The following is a 20,092-nucleotide window of genomic DNA, read 5'->3' on the forward strand; positions in this document are numbered from 1 at the left end:
GTTAACGGGCAAAGGATACCTTTTCATTCAGCCAGTTGCTCACTCTTCGCGCAGCCTGGCTGCACCTGCATCAGTGGCTGACATGGCACCAGTTGCGCAGCTGGTTAATGCCGCCATCCGGAGAAGTATAACCAATACAGCCCAGGATGCTGTCGAACAGCTTCTCGTGGAAGACCGGCGTCTTATTTTTCGCCAGCGTTTTCAGCTGCTGGAAGGCGCTGGCATTATCAGGCTGCTGCAGGAATTTATCAGAGGCCCAGACCATAATCGGTACGGTACGCTGTGCCATCGGAGCCTCATTACGTGGGGTGCCATGGAAGTGCATATTTTTTGAGATCGACTCACCGTGATCGGAGGCATAAAACACAATGGCGTTCTTGTCGCGCAACTGGTTGAACACCTTTTCCAGCACATGGTCGGTATAGAGCAGGCTGTTATCGTAAGAATTGACCATCTCTTCCGTTGAACACTGGTCATCAATACCCTGGCACTCCGGCTGATATTTCGCGAAGGATCGGGGATAGCGCTCGGTATATAAGTAGTGAGAGCCTTTGGTATGCAGAATAACCAGATGCTTGCCCTGCGGATGGCGCTCAATGGAATCTTTCAGCTCGCTGACCAGCGCCATATCATCAATCGGTTTGCCGACGTTGCGCTTCTCAGACTGAATGGTTTCACGCAGCGCATAATCATCCGCCAGCACTTTATTGTAGAACCAGGCTTCACTCTGCATAGAGAAGAGTTCAGAAGAGAAGCCCTGTTTTTTCAGCACCGAGAAAACGTTCATCTCTTTTAAGGTGCGCTGCGGCGCTTCGGAAGCGCCCCCTTCTCTTACAAACATGCAGCGCAGCGAGAGCTTGGTCGAGGTATCACACGAATAGCCCTGCAAGGCCGCCAGATTGGGTTCTTTATCCAGATTTGGCGTGTTGTCACGATCGTAGCCATAAAGACCCATATGATCGCGGCGCGCGCTTTCACCAATCACAAAGACCACGTAGAGATCGTTAACATCTTTGGGTGGCGTGTAGGTAAAGTGCGCTGCCGGATCAAACAGATTGCGGCTGTCCTCAGCCTGGCTCCAGCTGCTGTAGGCGAGCAGCCCCATCCCGGAAAGCCAGTTAGAGGGAGAATACGTACCTGCCACCACGCCGCCGTAGCTGGCCATCATCCGGTTATGCTGTTTGTCCATCTTGTCCTGATGCTTGCCCATTACCTTCAGCGGCAGGAAGCAGCACAGCCCGGCGGCGAGCATAATGCCGCCCCGGCGCAGGAAAGAGAGGCCATTTTTACGGCGGATAGCCGCCTCAGGCATGGGTGCAAGCCACAGTACCAGCACTGGCAGCAGGCTCATCAGCACCGTCCATAGGGAAAAATGCCAGCCCACTGACTCTCGGGAGAGATCAAGACTGTCGGTCGCCATAACTGCCGCGATAATGCCGTAACCGATATCAACATTGAAGAAGATCATGTAGTAGCTGGCACAGACCGAAAAGATGATCAGCAGCGTAATCAATATTCTGAACAGCCAGCGGCCAGCCATTGAAGCCAGCAGCGTGGTAAACAGCACCAGCATAAACGCTGCGACTATTTCAATACCGGTAGAGAGCGCCGCATCATAATGAAGCTGATGAAAGCGACGGAGAAAAATCGGGAAATTAAGCAGGATGCCAATATAGAAAGCAATAAAACAACAGACCCGCGTCTGGGTCAAAAAATGCATTTTTTTCATCTGGTTCTTCGTAATTGCCGGTGAATGGCGTGTCAGTTACCCAACGTTAACGTTGCGGAAACTGCCACAATAATGCGTAAGCAAAGTGTCAGACAAAGTAAAGAAGAGAGAGTTTAGCGAAGCGCTAAAAAGAGGACTGTTATAATGTAACGAAAAGTGTAACCCACTCTCTTGCCTCACCTGGCCCTGCTGACCCCTGTCTTTCCTTTCCGGCTAAGCGACGCGAGAATGGCCAAAGTTTGATCCCATTCAAACTTCTGATAAATAAAGCCAAAGCAGCTGCTATGCATCTTTAATGCATAACTATTAGCATTGTCAGCAAGCCTGCCGCTGGAACGGGCCAGATCATAACTAATTATTCGCCTCTGTCCCTTGCTTTCACCACTTACTGCAAAATTTCACACTTAATTAACGAATTGAAAACGTCTGTTTGATGGTAAATTCTCTCGCGCATAAGTCAGATGCACTGACCCATTCACGATTTCGCAGTACATATAACTAATTTAAGAAAGGTTTGTTATGGATAAGCTATCTTACGTTTCAGAAGGCAGCACAACGGCCTGGTCAACTTACTTACAACAGATCGACCGCGTGGCGCCCTATCTCGGCGATCTGACCCGCTGGATCGATACCCTGCGTCATCCTAAACGTGCGTTAATAGTGGATATCCCGCTGCAGATGGACGACGGCTCGATTCGCCACTTTGAAGGTTTTCGCGTACAGCACAACCTCTCTCGCGGGCCGGGTAAAGGGGGGGTTCGCTATCATCCTAACGTAGATCTGAATGAGGTAATGGCGCTCTCTGCGTGGATGACCATCAAATGCGCGGCGGTTAACCTCCCTTATGGCGGCGCAAAAGGGGGCATACGTGTCGATCCTTTCAAACTGTCGGAAGGTGAGCTGGAACGTCTGACCCGCCGCTATACCAGCGAAATCGGATTGATTATCGGCCCGCAGAAGGATATTCCCGCACCGGACGTCGGCACCAACGCCAAAGTCATGGCCTGGATGATGGATACCTACTCCATGAACCACGGCACCACCATTACTGGCGTGGTGACCGGTAAACCGATCCATCTTGGCGGCTCTTTAGGCCGTGAAAAAGCTACCGGGCGCGGCGTCTATATCACTGGCCGTGAAGTGGCCCGCCGCTCCGGCATTGAAATCGAAGGCGCAAAAATCGCCGTTCAGGGTTTTGGTAACGTAGGCAGCGAAGCCGCTCGCCTGTTTGTGGCGGCCGGTGCGCGCGTGGTGGTCATTCAGGACCATTCTGCCACGCTGTTTAATGCAGAAGGTATCGATCTTACCGCGCTGAGCGAATGGCAGAACAGTAACAAGAATATCGCCGGTTTCCCTGGTGCGAAAGAGATAGCCAGCGAGGATTTCTGGACCACACAGATGGATATTCTGATCCCTGCCGCGCTGGAAGGACAGATAACCCGTGAACGAGCCGAAGTGCTGAGCTGTAAGCTGGTGCTGGAAGGGGCAAACGGCCCGACCTATCCGGACGCGGACGATATGCTGACTTCACGGGGCGTCACCGTGGTGCCGGACGTTATCTGCAACGCAGGCGGGGTAACCGTAAGCTACTTCGAATGGGTGCAGGATATGGCCAGCTTCTTCTGGAGCGAGAGTGAGATTAACGAACGCATGGACAAGATCATGACAGAAGCGATGATCCATGTCTGGGACAAGGCGAGCGAGAAAGCCTGTAGTCTGCGCACGGCAGCTTATATTGTAGCCTGTGAACGTATTCTGATGGCGCGTAAAGATCGCGGTATCTATCCCGGCTAAGCGTTTGGGGCGGTTTCTGCGCCGCCCTTTTATCACAACGTATCGGCAAGATGATCTACGCGAAATTCACCCAGCTTGATCCCTGCTCTGCCGAGCGCACACAGTTTTCTACCCAGCGTACGCCGTCCAGCCCGGCATCAATCCCCGGATAGACCATCTTTTCCAGCGCCGCTTCGTCACCGCGCTCTCTGGCATCAATCGCGATGGCCAGCTTCAGATAGATATTGGACCAGGATTCAATTAACCCTTCGGTATGCAGCGCGCCCAACCGATCGTCTGCCAGCGCTGAGTCATCCAGATAAGGCATCCCATGATGCATAACCTGAACAGGCTGCCCCTGCACCTCATAAACCAGTTCATTGGGCTGGTAATCACCCCATTGCAGGCTGGCTTTTGACCCTATCACGCGGATGAACTGGCTATTCATCGAACCGGCATTGATGGCGGAAGTCCACAAGCGCCCCACCGCGCCGCCGTGATAATGCATCAACACCATGGCGTTGTCTTCCAGTGGTGCCCTGGAGGGAATAAAGCTCTGACGGTCGCATAACAGCGACTTCAGCTTCAGCTCCGGCAGCACCAGTTGGGAAATATAGAAGGTGTGAGTGGAGAGATCGCCAAGCACAAAACTTGGCCCCGCGATGTTGGGGTCAACCCGCCATTTCTGAGCATCAGAAAATTTATCGGCGCTGTCACTGGCGCTGAAGCCGTGGGTATACTGCATCTCTACCATACGCACTTCGCCAATGTCGCCGTTAGCGATCATATGGCGCATCTGTAGCAACATCTGGTGGCCCGAGTAACCGTAAGTCACCCCCACGATCAGCCCCTTTTCTGCAGCCAGTTGCTTTATCTCGCGGACCTCGGCACTGGTGAAAAACAGCGGCTTTTCACAAATAACATGCAGCCCGGCATTAAGCGCTGCTTTGGTTATCTCGTAGTGAGTGCCATTGGGGGTGGCGATCGTAACAACTTCAATCCCGTCCGGGCGTGCTGCCTCTTCTGCAAACATCTGCCCATAGCTCTCATAGCAACGACTGGCTTCGACACCGATATTGACGCCAAACTCTCTGCCACGTCCGGCATCAATATCAAAAGCGCCTGCCAGCAGTTGATAAGCCGTGTTATCGCGTAATGCGCCGCAGCGGTGTTTATAGCCCACCTGACTTAAGCGGCCGCCGCCTACCATCGCCCAGCGCAGTGGACGGACAATTTTCTTTTCTCCATTCAGCATAACCACCTCTTTTTACAAGATTTTAAGGGTACAGGCTTGTTGTTATGACTTTGCATCCGCTTGTCTTCACTGCTTTTGCAACCGGGTGCAATTTTTAATGAACCAGTGGTTGAACTGTCGGTGAGGCTGTTTAAGAAGTAAATCTTCGCCAGGAAAAACCGTTGAGCAGATCACAGGAAGAGATTATTTTGCACCCGGTTGCAACATGCGGATCGGATTGTGCATTACACTGGCCTTCTTCATTTAACATAGCGATAACCATGAACACAAAAGCACCTGCCAGTCGCCTCGCTTCACGTAAAATAACCGCCAGCGATGTGGCTAAACGGGCGGGAGTGTCCAAATGGACCGTCTCCAGAGCCTTTACTGACGGCGCTTCTATTTCAGAACAGGCGCTGGCACGCGTCCAGCTTGCGGCCAAAGAGCTGGGGTATCGCCCTAATTTACTGGCACGCAGCCTGTCGAAGAAAAGCTCACGCCTGATTGGTGTGGTGGTGGATGAGATGCTTAACCCCAATCTGGTGACGCTGCTGGATCAGGTTACACAGCAGCTTCAGCTGCGGGGTTATATGGCGCTGCTGCTGAACATCAGCGCGCAGCAGAGTGAAGAAGCGGTGCTGAAGCTTGCCGATCAGCTGCAGGTGGATGGCCTGCTGTTTTTAGGTACGCTGCTGAGTGACGAGCTGATTGCGCTGGCGCAGGATATTCACCGCATCCCTCTTGTGCAGCTCTGCCGTAATGATGACAACCCCTATATTCAGGTGATAAATACCGATGGTTATCAGGCTGGCTGTCAAACTGCTGATATTCTTTATCAGCAGGGATATCAAAGATTTGGCTATATGAAGGGGCCAGATACAGAATCCACGCAGCTGTTGAGATATGAAGGTTATCGCAACAGGCTAAGGGAACTTGGCGTGAAGGAGCAAAACATCCTGTTGCTGAAGGCCAATCACTATAACCGCATCAGCGGCTATAGTGCCTTTGAGCAGCACCTGCAAACCACCCTCCCCAGGCTGTGGGTGGATGCGCTTTTTTGTGAAAATGATATCCTGGCGATTGGGGTAACAGATGCACAGGAAAGGTTAGCCTCGCATCATCAGCTGGGAATAGTCGGCTATGACGATATCGAACTGGCTTCTTCTCCCCGTTATCAACTTACCACTTTTGCCCAGCCGCTGAATGCCATGATGCAGGATGCCATTTTTCGTCTTACAGGGATCGAGCGTACGCAGCCTGATTTTCAGCATCAGGATCGGCTGCTGCTGCGGCGTTCTCATCTCAGGTCTGATAACCGGGACAGGTAAAGCCGAAGAACGTAGCGTCAAAGGGGAAGTCTGATTCTGTCTGCACTATGCGCTCCTGAAAATCATTGTTAAATCCTGCCAGCCTTGCAAAGGCATTCTCGGCAACCCGCGAATTATGACACGGCTCAAAGAATTAATATTCCACTTAATCTTTAAGTGGAATATTAATTTCCTTTAAAATAGGCTCGTTTCATCGTCTGCGCTTTTTGAACAGCACCACCGGCATCTAATTTCTTTCTTTGTCAGGCTGTACTGGTGATAAACATAAACAGTAAGGAAATCCAATGTATTCAATCGCTAACGCGCCATGCAGTTGGGGGGTAGATGACCCGAAAAACCCTTTTTTACCGCCGTGGCAAAAGGTGCTTAGCGAAGCGCAGCAAGCTGGCTATCCAGGCATCGAGCTGGGTCCCTGGGGCTATCTCCCTACCGATCCGGCTGCGCTTAAACAGGCGCTCGCAAACCATAATTTGTCGCTGATTGCCGGAACGATTTTTGACGATCTTGTTTCAGAAGCAAATTTCGAAAATATGCGCGAACTGGCGCATAATATTTGTGCAAACCTGCAGAAGGTACCGGTCAGTAACGCGCAAAGCGAGCTTCCCCCGCCCTACCTGGTAATTATCGACTTTGGCGATGCAGAGCGGGCAAGGTGTGCAGGCCAGTCTGCAAGGGCCAAACGTCTGCCCGAGGCGGAGTGGCAGCGAATGGTCTCTCATATCCGTGCCTTGAGCGCTATCGCCCGCGAATATGGCGTGCGCCCGGTAATCCATCCTCACGCTGGAGGGTTTATTGAGTTCGGCGATGAGATTGATCGTATCGCGGCAGATATCCCGGCCAGCGAGGCCGGGTTGTGTCTCGATACCGGACACCTCTATTATGCCGGGCTGGATCCGGTTAGCTGGCTGAGAAAATATGCCGTTCGCCTTGATTATCTGCATTTTAAAGATGTAAACAGAGCCGTCTATAAGGCGGCCATCGCTCAGCAACAGGATTTCTTTAAAGCATGTGCGGCGGGGGTGATGTGCCCTCTTGGCACTGGCGACATAGACTATCCAGCCGTGCGGGCACTGCTTGCGGAACTGAACTGGCAGGGCTGGATAACCATTGAGCAGGAACGCGATCCCCGTGACGTTGCCGGCAGTCTGAAAGACGTGACTGCCAGCCTGCACTACTTACGGAACATCGGTTTCTGATCGGCCTGAAGGCGGGGTTTTACTCTGCCTGAGCCGCCGCTTCGGCAGCTTCATACTGCGCTTTAAACAGCTCGTTCTTTTCGGTCAGGCGGATAGCCGCTTCGATCATCTCATTTTGCACTAATCTGGTTGAGCCACCGCTGGTGCGCCAGTGAATATAGAGCACGCATAAGGCGGCGACCTGGAGCATGTCGTTTTCACGGTCAGTCCCCTCAAAACCATACTCTCTGTCTGACCAGCGGTAGATCTCCGCCACAAACGGCATCTCGCCGTTTTCATCCAGCGGCGGCAGCGTATCAAACAGCGCCAGCATCTCTGGCGTGGCAACATAACTCTGACGCCCTACCGCATCCAGCTGCTTGCCGCGCGCGCGGGAGTTGTTGGCCTGTTTTGCTTTTACTTTGGCGCGTTTTGCACGTTTATCTTGTTTACTGCTCACCGGTTATCCTCTGGGATAAAAAAGAGCGCAATCATAGCAGAGGGATTTCCTGAAATCAGCGTTATGCAGCGCATCAGAATAACGTTTCAATAGCCGCCTGAAGGGAGACCTGAGGGCCTGTCAGGACTGCGAGCGTACTGTTGATATAGCTTTCCGCACCCGCCATGGAGGATTGTGCCAGTACAATGCAGCCCAGCGAACACTCTGGCCGTTGCTGAACATAGTGCGCAATTTCACGATGATAACCTTCGATATCTCCACTGTTAAACGACGCCCAGGCTCGGGGTATCAGCTCTACGGCCAGCCGGTCACCAGGGATAAAGGCCTGGAACAGATGCGTAGTACTTTCCAGCGTACTGTGTGCGGTGCAGAGTACCAGAATGGAACCCTGGTATCGTGACGCCGCTTTTGCCAGCGTGGTATCCACGCGCAGCACAGGTTTGCTGAACTGCTTCGCATCCCAGGCGGCCATACCCAGCGTTGTGCAGGTCACTATTACCACATCGGCATACTCACACAGCTCGGCAATGGCTACCCGCGTGGCGTCAGCGATCTCTGGCGTAACCTCATTGGCTTCCGCTGCGCGATCGAGCAGCTCGCTCTCCACCCGGTGCAGCAGTTGGATATCAGCATAATCCAGCGCCCGAAGCGCCTCTTCAAAAACAGCGATATTACTTCTTGCAGCATGAAGGCAGGCAACGGTGGCCATAGCGGCGTCCTTTCAGGGGGTATCCCGCTACTGTGACAAATAAGCCGGAGTTTGCCAACCTGCGATGATGCTAAATTGCAGTCGTTTCACTGGTGGCTCACCTTTATGGTGCAATGCATCACTGTAATGCAGGAAATTGATGAAACCATTGTTTCACGCCCCCGAAAATGCCTGCATTATGCGCTCTCCCTCGTCATAAGAAACTGGTACAAAAATTGCTTAATAATCCTTATGGATGAAAGGAGAAACAGATGAAAGCAATAGTGATTGGCGCGGGTATCGGCGGCATGTGTACTGCCATTGCACTGCAACGTGTGGGGATTGAGACGGAGGTTTTTGAAGCCGTTAAAGAGATCAGGCCCGTGGGCGCTGCGATCTCAATCTGGCCGAATGGCGTGAAATGCCTGAACTTTCTGGGTATGAAAGAGCCGCTGCGCAAGCTGGGTGGGCCGATGCACGCCATGGCCTATAACGACTTTAAAACGGGTGACAGGCTGACCCAGTTCAGCCTTGATCCGCTGGTGCAGGATTCCGGCGAGCGTCCTTATCCGGTAGCTCGGGCAGAATTACAGGCAATGCTGCTGGAGACCTATGGCCGTGAAAAAGTCCACTTTGGCAAACGCGTCGCTGAAGTTGAACAGCATGAAAACGGCGTAACGGCACGCTTTGAAGGGGGCAGTGAAGCCCAGGGTGACCTGCTTATCGCCTGTGACGGTACACATTCTGTAGTACGAAAATATGTGCTGGGCCGGACGGTAGAGCGCCGCTATGCCGGTTATGTGAACTGGAACGGCCTGGTAGAGATCGATGAGAGCATTGCACCCGCGCAGCAGTGGACGACGTTTGTTGGCGAAGGCAAACGCGTGTCGCTGATGCCGGTCGCGAATAACCGCTTCTATTTCTTCTTTGATGTGCCGTTACCTGCCGGACTGGCAGAAGACCGCAGCAGCCTGCGTGAAGATTTAACCCGCTATTTCAGCGGCTGGGCAGCGCCCGTACAGAAGCTGATTGCACAGATTAATCCCGCCACCACTAACCGTGTGGAGATCCATGATATCGATCCCTTCCCGGAACTGGTTAAAGGGCGCGTGGCTTTGCTGGGCGATGCCGCACACAGCACGACGCCCGATATTGGCCAGGGCGGTTGCGCTGCGATGGAGGATGCGGTGGTGCTCGCTACCCTGTTGCAGACCAACTCTTTGGGAATTGAAGATGCGCTGCTGCGCTATCAGCACAAGCGTGCTGACCGGGTGAAAGATCTGGTACTGAAGGCGCGTAAGCGCTGCGATGTGACGCACGGTAAAGAGAGGGACGTCACCCGGCAGTGGTATGAAGATCTGAAAACAGAAACCGGTGAACGCATTATTAAAGGCATGTGCGACACCATTCAGGGCGGCCCGCTGGCCTGATTAACCGGGGCGGTTTACCCGCCCCGTTTCCCTTTGACTGATAAGCCTGGTGGCCTCCGCTATCCGGAAATCATATCTGGCGCAGCATCATTCTCTACCTGCGCCAGAGCCTGTTTTTACTGTTCTTTCAGGCCACGGTTAATCAGCATCGGTTCAATAACCGGATCGCGCCCCCGCCAGCTGGCGTAAAGCTGCTTCAGATCCTCACTGTTTCCCCGTGAAAGGATCTTTTCCCGGAAAAGCTGACCATTCTTGCGGTTCAGTCCACCCTGCTCGTTAAACCATTCGAAGCCGTCATCAGCCAGCATTTGCGTCCAGATATAGGCGTAATAGCCCGCCGCATAGCCTCCTCCCCAGATGTGCTGGAAATAGCTGGAACGGTAGCGCGGCGGCACCTGCGGCAACAGAATGTTGTCAGCTTCGAGCGCGGCTTTTTCAAACTGCGCCACATCCTGTTTTTCTGCCTCCGCGGAAAGCGTATGCCAGTGCTGATCCAGCAACGCTGCGGCCAGCAGTTCGGTCATGTCGTAACCTTTATTAAACTTGCTGGCTTTAACGATTTTATCCCGCAGAGCCTGAGGCATCGGCTCGCCGGTGGCATAGTGCCGCGCATAATGGCGAAACACCTGTTCGTTACTGGCCCAGTGTTCATTCAGTTGCGAAGGAAATTCGACAAAATCCCGTGGCGTACTGGTGCCTGAAAGAGAGGGATAACACTGTTCAGCAAACAGCCCGTGCAGCGTATGACCAAATTCATGGAACAGCGTGATCACGTCATCCCAGGAGATCAGGGCTGGTTTGCCTTCTGCCGGTTTAGTGTAGTTACAGACGTTGTAGATAACCGGATGCGTCCCCAGCAACTTAGACTGATCAACAAAGTTACTCATCCAGGCACCGCCGCCTTTATTGTCTCGTTTAAAGTAGTCGGTATAGAACAGCGCCATCGGCAGGCCGCTGCTGTCGATGATTTCATACACGGAAACATCCGGATGCCAGACGGGAAGATCCTCACGCCGGGCAAAGGTAATGCCAAACAGCTGCGTGGCGGCATAGAAGACGCCGTTTTCCAGCACGTTAGTAAGTTCAAAATAGGGTTTGATCTGGCTCTCATCAAGATCGTACTTCTCACGGCGAACCTGTTCGGCATAAAACAACCAGTCCCAGGCCTCAAGCTTGAAACCACCCTGCTGCTGGTCGATAACCTTTTGAATATCAGCTGCTTCTCTGCTGGCGCGCGCCGTAGCGGCAGGCACGATAGCACGCATAAACGCCAGCGCGGCATGCGGCGTTTTTGCCATCTGATCCTGAAGCTTCCACTCAGCAAAACTGCTGAAGCCCATTAACTTCGCCTGCTGCGCGCGAATTGTGGCAAGCTGAGTAACCAGCGCGCGGGTATCGTTGAGATCCTCTTTCTCGCACCGTTGCCATGCATGGCTGAAAAGCGTTTCCCGCGTCTTGCGGTTGCTGAGATCCTGCAAAACCGGCTGCTGCGTGGTATTTTGCAACGCCAGTAGCCATTGCCCTTCCAGACCCCGTTCAGCGGCAGCCTGGGCAGCGACGGTCAGTTCGGCGTCGGTGAGGCCTGCCAGCAATGCAGGATCGGTAACGTTGAGGCCGCCCGCTTTGGTACCCGCCAGCAAACGATTGGTAAACTGCGTACTCAGCGTGGCCGCCTGCTGATTCAGAGCCTTAAGCTCTGTTTTCGCCTCTTCTGCAAGACTGGCCCCCGCCAGTTGAAACCGCTGCCATATCACCTCGGTGAGCCTTAAGGCTTCCGGCGAAAGGCCTGCGGTGTTGCGCTTCTCATAGAGAGCATTCAGCCGATGGAAAAGTGCGCTGTTAAGATGAATATCATCATCCAGCGCGGCAAGCAGTGGCGACATCTCTTCGTCCAGCGCCTGTAGCGTGGGATTCGTATTAGCGGAAGTCATCGCACCAAACACGTTTTCCACACGACGAAGCATACTGCCGCATTTTTCCAGCGCCTCAAAAGTATTCGCAAAGCTGGGTTCTGCTGAATCTTCAGCAATGGCCTGCACTTCCCTGCGCTTTTGCGCTATCGCTTCGATCAGTGCCGGACGGTAATGCTCATCCGTTATTTTGTCGAACGGCGGAGCCTGATAAGGCAAAGTACTTGGCTGACTGAAGGGATTGGCTGGCATCGGTATTCTCCTGGTCACGGTAGATCTTCAGCATAGGCCGATCGGCCACGCAAGCCAACTCAATCAGCCTGCAGAACTCCCTTGAACAGTTCTGAAATGCTCAAACTTTTTCGCAGCGTTGGCTGAAAGCAAACCCGAATATATCACTGGTTTACTTGCCGTGGGTGAACCACGTTGATCGACTATTGCAGGCACTTCACGATACATTAACGCGTAACCATCAGTGCCGTTCAATGGGGCCGTTGCTGAGAAAGGTTCACCATTTTATGGAAACCGTCAGCCCATTCCCGGAATGGTAAACATGGTCTGGCAAAAGTGTAGCGGTATCAACCCGGACACACCTGCACAGGTTAATTCGTTACTGTGTGAGTAAAGCCACTCGATTACCCCAGCCCATGCATCAGGATTTTTATCGGGCATCTCTCACATCTCCGCTCCCTGTCACCGCTGACCGAAGGAAATAAACAAGGCCCACCAAAGTGAGCCTTACACGGTAATAACTAATGCTTTTTATTTAAAAACTGACCTGTCTTGCGATATAAAGCCAGCATCAAAACTACCGTTCCAACGGTCGTTATACCAACAATCAACCATTTAGCTAACTCTGATTGAACATCGAAGAATCCATATTTTTTTAATCCTACGCTTGCTAAAATTGATGAAGAAATCATTATCCCCAATAATACCGCAAGCAATTCTCCGCATTTATATATAAACTTTTTAAAATTCACAGCAATTTACCAAGTGCATTGACCAGGTGAAACACTCCCGCCTCTGTTGTTATCACCAGTCCCATTATCAGAAGTACAACTCTTGCGGGCGTTAGCTGCCATGCCAAGTGCACCACCTATTAAACTGCCAGTAGCCGCTCCTGCAGCGAAGCCCCACGCCATGTCAGCTAAGCAGTCGTTTGATACACCCGAATAGGCCCCACCATTCCCAGACGCCCCATTATTTCGGCCACTGCTTCTGTTAGCACCTACTTGTTCTGTAGCTGAATTAGCACCAGCACCTGAAACTTGATCTAATTCCTTTATCTTTAAATATTTCACAATGCATTCCTTTTCAATCAGATAGTGGATTTTAGTTTGAATCGGTGGATTCAATAAGTTTTCTACACCACTAAACTCATGGTGTCAATTATGAGATCCAGAAACTGAAGGCAAATAAATTTCATTACAAACAAGGGTTTAATTTATTTTTAATTAAAAAAATCCTGTTATATACTTATTTTTCACAAAAAAAGATAATTTTTACATAGAAGAAATAATTTCGTAGCAACTTTATTTCATTGACTGTTTGCTTAAGTCTCTCACCGTCAAGCTCTGCATCGGCACGGATAATCTAAATAGCTGCGTGGAATAGTTGATCACTTTATGGGTATTCAGCCCGGATGGTGCGATCTGAGCAATTGCCAAATCAAAACAAATCATTAACCGGCCAGAGCAATGCCAATCATAGCAACCATTCCCCGTGACGAACGACGCCTGATGCAGAAAGCTATCCATAAAACGCGTAACAAAAACCACACCCGCAGAGTGACTACGATGCTGATGTTACATCGGGGGAAATGCGTCAGCGCAGTTACCAGAACGCTCTGTTGTGCCCGTTCATCTCTGGGCGATGGATTAACTGGTTTACGTAGTCGGGTGGCGAAGGTCTCTGTTCTTTACCCGCAGGCCGCAGGCGACCATGGCCATTTGAACATATCTGCACGCTGTTACGTGAACTTGTAAATGATGAAGTCAGACCTAAAACAGGGGTTAAACCTGTTCTGAAGGGCGTCACTTACAGGCAGTAATTTCAGAAAAGATACTTTTCATCTCCTCACTTCATTTTTCCAATCCTTTCCTCGTAGATTGTCTCTTCTACTGAAGAATTTATTAGTTCAAGGCAGGACATTCCTTTATCACCTGTTTTTTTGAGATTTGCACCAGAACCGTGGCAATTCCCCCCGGGCATTCAGGCTGAAATATCTTCAGCATGTCCCTTATTGCTCAGCGCTGAGCAGCCCGCTGATAAGTCGCAATGATTTCACCCGCTACCGCTACGGCAATCTCTGCCGGCAGTTTGCCGGTGACGTCTGCCAGCCCAATAGGGCAACGCAGGCGGTCCAGCTGCTGGCGGCTGAAACCTTTGCCCTCCAGACGATAGTCAAAGCGCTGACGCTTGGTTGCTGAGCCGATCATGCCGAAATAGTGAAAATCATCCCGCTTGAGTATGGCTTCGCACAGCTCAAAATCACGCGGATGATGGTGGGTCATCACCACGAAGTAGCTCTCCGGTGGCATCAGATTGACCTGATCGACAGGATCTTCCAGGCAGCATACGGTGACGTTTTCCGGCACATGGGTGAACTGTTCGCGCCGCTCATCCACCCAAAATACGTGACAGGGTAACGTTGACAGCAGATTAACCAGTGCCTGACCAACATGCCCGGCACCAAATACTGCAATCTGCGGTTGAGGCTGGATCAGCGGTTCAAAAAATACGGTGGTTATTCCGCCACAGCATTGCCCCAGCCTTGCGCCCAGGTTGAACTGTTCGCTTAATGGTTGAGAATGGTGCTCCGTCAGCATTTTCCTGGCGATGCCGATGGCGTGAAACTCCAGATGTCCGCCGCCGATAGTCAGATAGGTTTTATCAGCAGTGACCACCATTTTGCTGCCGCGATCGCGCGGCACGGAGCCTTTTTCCTCCAGCACGGTCAGCAGAACGCAAGGTTCACGCTTCTCACGTAATTTTGCCAGCACCGCTATCCAGTCATCCGTTCGCATTCACATTACCCTTACTCAATCTTTCTGCTCCCCAGAAGACTCTCTCTGGCGTGGCGGGCGCATCCAGCCGGGGATGCTGCTGATAGTCGCTGACGCTGGAGACGGCATCCTGCAGGGCGCACCATGCGGCAATCCCCAGCATAAAGGGCGGTTCCCCAACGGCCTTAGAGTGAAATACCGTATCCTTAGGGTTTTTACGGTTCTCTACCAGCGTGACCCGCATATCGGCAGGCACATCGCCAATTGCCGGAATTTTGTAGCTGGCAGGGCCGTCGGTCATCAGACGCCCCTGATCGTTCCACACCAGCTCTTCGCAGGTGAGCCAGCCCACGCCCTGTACAAATCCCCCTTCCACTTGGCCAATATCAATTGCCGGGTTCAGCGAGGCTCCCACATCATGCAGAATATCAGCGCGAAGCAGGCGATATTCGCCCGTTAAGGTATCAATGATGACTTCCACACAGGCGGCGCCAAAAGCAAAATAGTAGAAAGGCGTACCGCGCCCCGCCTGGCGATCGTAATGGATGCCCGGCACCTTGTAGTAGCCCGTAGCGGAAAGCGGCACCTGATTCAGCCATGCCATCTGCGCCACGTCCGGGAAGGTAAAGTGCTGCTCTTTGACCCGGACAATGCCGTTACTGAAGTTCACCTCATCGCGAGAGCACTTACAGATCTTGCACAACATCTCAGTAAGACGATCGCGCAGAATTTCCGCCGCATTCTGTGCCGCCTTTCCGTTGAGGTCAGTACCGCTTGAAGCCGCGGTGGGCGATGTGTTAGGTACTTTGCCGGTATCGGTGGCGGTGATTTGGATCTGATCGACATCGATTTGCAGCACTTCAGCGACAATCTGCGCAACTTTGGTGTTCAGCCCCTGTCCCATCTCCGTCCCGCCGTGGTTAAGCTGCACCGTGCCGTCGGTATAAATCAGGATCAGCGCACCCGCCTGATTCAGGAAACTTGAGGTAAAGGAGATGCCAAATTTTACCGGCGTCAGCGCTAATCCCCGCTTCAGGTAGGGGCTGCCAGCATTGAATGCGGTAATCTCTTCACGACGTGCCTGATAAGAGGAACTGACCTCCAGCGTTTCTGTCATTTCATCCAGCAGGTTGTCTTCCACCTGCTGATGGTAATGGGTAATGTTACGCTCGTGTTTGCCGTAGTAATTACGCTTACGCACTTCCAGCGGATCGAGATGCAGTTCGCGGGCAATATGATCCATAATCTGCTCAATGGCGACCATTCCCTGCGGTCCGCCGAAACCGCGATAGGCCGTGTTGGACGCCATATTTGTACGGCAGCGATAGCCGGTGATCAGCGCATCGCCCAGATAATAGGCGTTGTCTGCGTGGAACATGGCGCGATCTATAATGGAGCCTGAGAGATCCAGCGAATAGCCACAATTGCCCGCCAGATCGATTTTTACGCCGCAGAACCGTCCCTCCTGATCCACGCCTGCGTCATAGCGCACATAAAATGGATGTCGTTTACCGGTCATGCGCATGTCATCCCGCCGCGCCAGGCGCATTTTTGCCGGTCGATTAGTGAGTCTGGCGGCTACGGCACAAAGACAGGCTACACCCGCCGCCTGTGTCTCTTTGCCGCCAAATCCGCCCCCCATCCGGCGCATATCAATAGTGACTTTGTTCATGGTCACGCCCATCACCGATGCCACCAGCTTCTGGACTTCCGTAGGATTTTGCGTGGAGGAGAATACCTGTAAAGAGCGATCTTCACCGGGAATAACCATCGCTATCTGCGTTTCCAGGTAAAAATGTTCCTGCCCGCCAATATGGAATTCGCCCTGCACGCGATGCACAGCGCGGTCGAGCGCGGCCTGGGCATCGCCGCGCTGATGCACGTGAGGTTGCTGCACAAAATGCTGCTTTTCCAGTGCCTCCTTTACGTCCAGCACTGGCGTGAGGATTTCATATTCGATGATGGCGGCTTCCGCTGCCAGTCGGGCAGTTTCTGGCGTTTCTGCCGCCACCACCAGGATCACCTGGCCTGCATACTCCACCAGATCTTTAGCCATCAGCGGGTCGCCTGGCTCCAGAGGCCCGATATCCAGCTCGCCGGGAACCTGCTGCCAGGTCAGCACCTGCACCACGCCCGGTATGGCGTAACAAGGCTCCAGGTTCAGAGAGAGGATGCGGGCATGGGCATGTTCACTCAGCCTCGGACAGAGGTGCAGCATCCCGGGCAATTCCAGCTTGTCATCGATGTAGAGAGCCTCGCCAGAGACATGTTTTTCCGCACTTTCATGCTTGTTGCTTTTACCCACGCCGCTCTGAATTCCTTCGCGGTACTGGCTTGCAATCACCTCTTCAGCCACAACAGGTCGATTATGAGACATAGCGTGATACCTCCAGGAGCTTAAGTTCGCCAGAGCAGGATGCATGATAGCGGCGCAGCAGATTTTTAGCGATTTGCAGGCGGTAATCTGCACTGGCCCGAAAATCGCTCAGCGGCGTAAAGTCTTCAGCGAGCGCTACGCAGGCCTGCTCAACGCTAGCTGCCGTAAGAGGTTTACCCACAAGCTGCTGTTCGCACTGTGTGGCGCGTTTGGATGTTTCGGCCATGCCGCCAAAGGCGATACGCGCCTGGGTAATCAGACCCTTTTCGTCTGTTTCAATCATAAAAGCGGCAAACACGGCGGAGATATCATCTTCCCGTCGTTTAGAGATTTTCCATGCCTGAAATGTTTGTGACGTTGTCACCTTTGGAATGATAATGTTGCGAATAAATTCGCCTTTCCTGAGCGCCGTTTTCCGGTAAGCCAGAAAAAACTTTTCCAACGGCAGGCGACGGAGTGTCTCCCCCTGTTGCAGTTCCAGCGTCGCATTCAGCGCCAACAGCATCGGTGGCGTGTCGCCGATGGGTGAGCCATTAGCGATGTTCCCACCCAGCGTGCCCTGATGACGAATTTGTAAGGAAGCAAATCTTTCCAGTATGGCGGCAAAAGCGGGGATCTCCTCCGCCAGCAGCTGATAACAGTGATGCAGTGAAGCACCCGCACCGAGCACAATTTCATGCTGATTAATCTGGCAGACTTTGAGTTCGTCAATCTGCTCCAGCGCGATCAACAGCGGCAGCGATTTATATTGCTGCGTGACCTGTAGCGCCAGATCGGTCCCCCCGGCAAGCAATTTCGCCTCGGGATTATCCTTCAGCAGCAGGGATAATTGTCCGACCGTTTTAGGGATAAAGCAGGCTTTGCCGTTGAGCGTCAGCGTCTGTAGATCGCCATTTTTTAGCGCCGTAAGACGTTTAACGGTCAGTGCCGCCTGCAGCCGGAAGCTGTCCTCTTCCCGATTTTCACAAGCTTTGCGGGCGGCATCCACAATGGGACGATAGCCGGTACAGCGGCAAAGGTTTCCGGCCAGCGCCTGCTCAGCCTCTTTGTGTTGCCAGCCGCTGCTGTTTTTTTGTAGCGTAAAAAGCGACATAACAAAGCCAGGCGTACAGAATCCGCATTGCGAACCGTGGCACTCCACCATCGCCTGCTGGACCAAATGTAGCTTGTCGCCCTGTCTGAGATCTTCCACGGTGATCAGCTGTTTGCCCTGCAGGCTGCTGACAAACGTCAGACAGCTGTTAGCCGTTTCATAGACCATCTCCCCTTTTTCAACGCGCCCCAGCGTGACCGTGCAGGCTCCGCAGTCGCCAGAGGCACACCCCTCTTTGGTGCCGGAACGCCGTTGATTCTGGCGCAGATAATTCAGGACGGTGAGATTAGGGTCCAGCGCGTGTTCTGTCACCAGCGTCTGATTAAGTAAGAATTGGATCATGCTGCTTTTTCCTCGCTGTGTGATTGCCAGACGCATTCGCCATTAACCCAGGTGGCGGCGATGTTTCGGTCGTCGCCCAGCGTCATCAGGATAAACAGCTTTTCCCAGATATCCCGACTGTTCGCGTAGCGCATCTGCTGCAGAGCCGAAACAGCCGGATCCAGCACCACAAAATCTGCCTCTTTTCCCGCAACAAAATTGCCGATGCGGTCTGCCAAATCCAGTGCTTTAGCGCCGCCAAGCGTGGCGTGGTAAAACGCTTCACAGGCCGCCAGCCTGTAGCGCTGTAGCTGGCCGATTTTGTAAGCCTCGCCCAGCGTTTGCAGCATATTAAAGGTGGTGCCAGCGCCCACGTCGGTGCCGATCCCCATTTTCACCCCTTTGTCCCAGCAGGTTTTCAGGTTAAACAGCCCACTGCCCAGAAACAGGTTAGAGGTAGGACAAAAAGCGATGGCAGAATCGGTGTGATGCAGGCAGTCCCACTCCTCTTCCTCAAGATGAATACAGTGCGCAAATACGCTGCGGCGGCCGGTAAGCTGGTAGTGATGATAAACGTCCAGATAGCCCTTATGTTCCGGGAACAACGATTTAACCCACTCCACCTCCTGTGGGTTTTCGCTGAGATGGGTATGTACCCAGGTATCCGGGAACTCCTCTTTAAGTTGACGAACTCTGGCAAGCAGCTCGGGTGAGGAAGTTGGCGCAAAGCGCGGCGTTAACGCATAGCTGAGCCGGCCATGATTATGCCAGCGTTGGATCAGTTTACGCGTTTGCTGATAGCTCTGTTCAGGCGTTTCCGTGAGATAGTCCGGCGCATTGCGATCCATCATCACTTTTCCGGCGATCAGGCGCATGCCAAGTCGATCGGCGGCGTGGAACAGGGCATCAACGGACTCAGGATGAACGGTGCCGAACACCAGCGCGGTGGTGGTGCCGTTGCTCAGCAGCTGATGGAGAAAGAACGCGGACATTTTTGCCGAATGCTGCGGGCAGTGATACTGACTTTCCACCGGGAAGGTATATTGCTGGAGCCATTCCAGCAGCTGCTCGCCATAGGCGCCAATCATCTCCGTTTGCGGATAGTGGATATGCGTATCGACAAAGCCCGGAACGATGAGCTTACCGCGATAGTCCTGTACTGCGGCCCCTTCAGCCAGCAGGCCTCTTCCCTCCTCCCAGCTCTGCAGAGAGACGATCTCTCCGCCATTGAGCAACAATAAACCATCTTCAATATAACGGGCATGATCGGGTAACTGCTGAGGAGTATCCACGACCGCAGTAATATCAAAAAAACTGCCACGAAGTGCCTGCGTATAGGTAACTGACATAGCGATTCCTGTGGAGAGAGTTTTACTCTCTCTGGTGTTAAGTGCAGGTAAAGAGCTTTATTGTAGGTAGCAATTGTTATGCCAGTTCACTATGACTATTATTATAGTTAATTATCAGTAAGTTAACTTATTAATGGCCTGTTTTGTGAGCGCGGCGGCATGGAAACGTATGCGCAACCGGTTGCCTGTGTTAGCAAACGGTTGCATTCGGCAAATA

General features: G+C 52.7%; 15 protein-coding genes and 2 pseudogenes. 6 read left to right on the forward strand and 11 right to left on the reverse strand.

Going from position 1 to position 20,092, the window contains the following annotated elements:
- Positions 1–70 precede the first annotated feature (70 nt).
- A complete protein-coding gene (eptB, locus tag SD961_RS20550; protein WP_318792180.1) occupies positions 71–1,729 on the reverse strand; it encodes a kdo(2)-lipid A phosphoethanolamine 7''-transferase in 1,659 nt (552 codons plus the stop codon).
- 519 nt (positions 1,730–2,248) lie between these two features.
- Between eptB and SD961_RS20555 the strand changes: the two genes are divergently transcribed.
- Positions 2,249–3,523, forward strand: a complete 1,275-nt coding sequence (locus tag SD961_RS20555) for a Glu/Leu/Phe/Val dehydrogenase (protein WP_318792181.1) — start codon at positions 2,249–2,251, stop codon at positions 3,521–3,523.
- A gap of 55 nt (positions 3,524–3,578) precedes the next feature.
- Here the strand turns inward: SD961_RS20555 and SD961_RS20560 are convergent, their stop codons facing one another.
- Positions 3,579–4,757, reverse strand: coding sequence for a Gfo/Idh/MocA family oxidoreductase (locus tag SD961_RS20560; RefSeq protein WP_318792182.1), 1,179 nt, complete (start codon positions 4,755–4,757; stop codon positions 3,579–3,581).
- Between the two features lie 260 nt (positions 4,758–5,017).
- Between SD961_RS20560 and SD961_RS20565 the strand changes: the two genes are divergently transcribed.
- Together SD961_RS20565 and SD961_RS20570 are read left to right on the forward strand one after the other, a co-directional pair.
- The gene (locus SD961_RS20565; protein WP_318792183.1) at positions 5,018–6,064 is read left to right on the forward strand and encodes a LacI family DNA-binding transcriptional regulator; all 1,047 of its coding nucleotides are present in this window, start codon (positions 5,018–5,020) and stop codon (positions 6,062–6,064) included.
- 284 nt (positions 6,065–6,348) lie between these two features.
- Positions 6,349–7,260, forward strand: a complete 912-nt coding sequence (locus SD961_RS20570) for a TIM barrel protein (protein ID WP_318792184.1) — start codon at positions 6,349–6,351, stop codon at positions 7,258–7,260.
- Positions 7,261–7,279: 19 nt separating this feature from the next.
- Here the strand turns inward: SD961_RS20570 and SD961_RS20575 are convergent, their stop codons facing one another.
- A complete protein-coding gene (locus SD961_RS20575) occupies positions 7,280–7,699 on the reverse strand; it encodes a hypothetical protein (RefSeq protein ID WP_318792185.1) in 420 nt (139 codons plus the stop codon).
- A gap of 73 nt (positions 7,700–7,772) precedes the next feature.
- Positions 7,773–8,408, reverse strand: a complete 636-nt coding sequence (locus SD961_RS20580; protein ID WP_318792186.1) for a hypothetical protein — start codon at positions 8,406–8,408, stop codon at positions 7,773–7,775.
- Positions 8,409–8,659: 251 nt separating this feature from the next.
- Here SD961_RS20580 and hpxO point away from each other — a divergent pair, with 251 nt between their 5' ends.
- A complete protein-coding gene (gene hpxO / locus SD961_RS20585; protein WP_318792187.1) occupies positions 8,660–9,817 on the forward strand; it encodes an FAD-dependent urate hydroxylase HpxO in 1,158 nt (385 codons plus the stop codon).
- Positions 9,818–9,933: 116 nt separating this feature from the next.
- On the opposite strand, the gene dcp is transcribed toward hpxO, so the two are convergent.
- Positions 9,934–11,979, reverse strand: coding sequence for a peptidyl-dipeptidase Dcp (gene dcp / locus SD961_RS20590; protein WP_318792188.1), 2,046 nt, complete (start codon positions 11,977–11,979; stop codon positions 9,934–9,936).
- A gap of 116 nt (positions 11,980–12,095) precedes the next feature.
- On the opposite strand from dcp, the pseudogene SD961_RS20595 reads away from it, so the two are divergent.
- Positions 12,096–12,300: pseudogene (locus SD961_RS20595) on the forward strand (IS630 family transposase); the annotation flags it as partial.
- Positions 12,301–12,479: 179 nt separating this feature from the next.
- On the opposite strand, the gene SD961_RS20600 reads toward SD961_RS20595, so the two are convergent.
- Positions 12,480–12,710, reverse strand: a complete 231-nt coding sequence (locus SD961_RS20600; RefSeq protein WP_318792189.1) for a hypothetical protein — start codon at positions 12,708–12,710, stop codon at positions 12,480–12,482.
- 6 nt (positions 12,711–12,716) lie between these two features.
- Entirely contained in the window at positions 12,717–13,085 is a 369-nt protein-coding gene (locus tag SD961_RS20605) for a hypothetical protein (protein WP_318792190.1), read from the reverse strand.
- Positions 13,086–13,427: 342 nt separating this feature from the next.
- Between SD961_RS20605 and SD961_RS20610 the strand changes: the two are divergent.
- Positions 13,428–13,714 (forward strand): annotated as a pseudogene (locus SD961_RS20610) (IS630 family transposase); the annotation flags it as partial.
- Between the two features lie 262 nt (positions 13,715–13,976).
- Here SD961_RS20610 and xdhC read toward each other — a convergent pair.
- From xdhC to guaD, 4 genes are read right to left on the reverse strand one after another with little or no spacing between them, the layout of a single operon-like run.
- The gene (gene xdhC / locus SD961_RS20615; RefSeq protein ID WP_318792191.1) at positions 13,977–14,756 is read right to left on the reverse strand and encodes a xanthine dehydrogenase accessory protein XdhC; all 780 of its coding nucleotides are present in this window, start codon (positions 14,754–14,756) and stop codon (positions 13,977–13,979) included.
- Positions 14,743–17,112 (reverse strand): xanthine dehydrogenase molybdopterin binding subunit, encoded by a 2,370-nt coding sequence (gene xdhB, locus SD961_RS20620; RefSeq protein WP_318792192.1) that lies wholly within the window; start codon positions 17,110–17,112, stop codon positions 14,743–14,745. The genes xdhC and xdhB overlap by 14 nt, the downstream gene beginning before the upstream one ends.
- Positions 17,102–18,547, reverse strand: a complete 1,446-nt coding sequence (gene xdhA / locus SD961_RS20625; protein ID WP_318792193.1) for a xanthine dehydrogenase small subunit — start codon at positions 18,545–18,547, stop codon at positions 17,102–17,104. The genes xdhB and xdhA overlap by 11 nt, the downstream gene beginning before the upstream one ends.
- Positions 18,544–19,875 (reverse strand): guanine deaminase, encoded by a 1,332-nt coding sequence (gene guaD, locus SD961_RS20630; protein ID WP_318792194.1) that lies wholly within the window; start codon positions 19,873–19,875, stop codon positions 18,544–18,546. The genes xdhA and guaD overlap by 4 nt, the downstream gene beginning before the upstream one ends.
- Positions 19,876–20,092: the final 217 nt, after the last annotated feature.

Origin of the sequence: Erwinia sp. MMLR14_017, from assembly GCF_033657285.1 — a bacterium.
Taxonomy (GTDB): Bacteria; Pseudomonadota; Gammaproteobacteria; order Enterobacterales; family Enterobacteriaceae; genus Erwinia.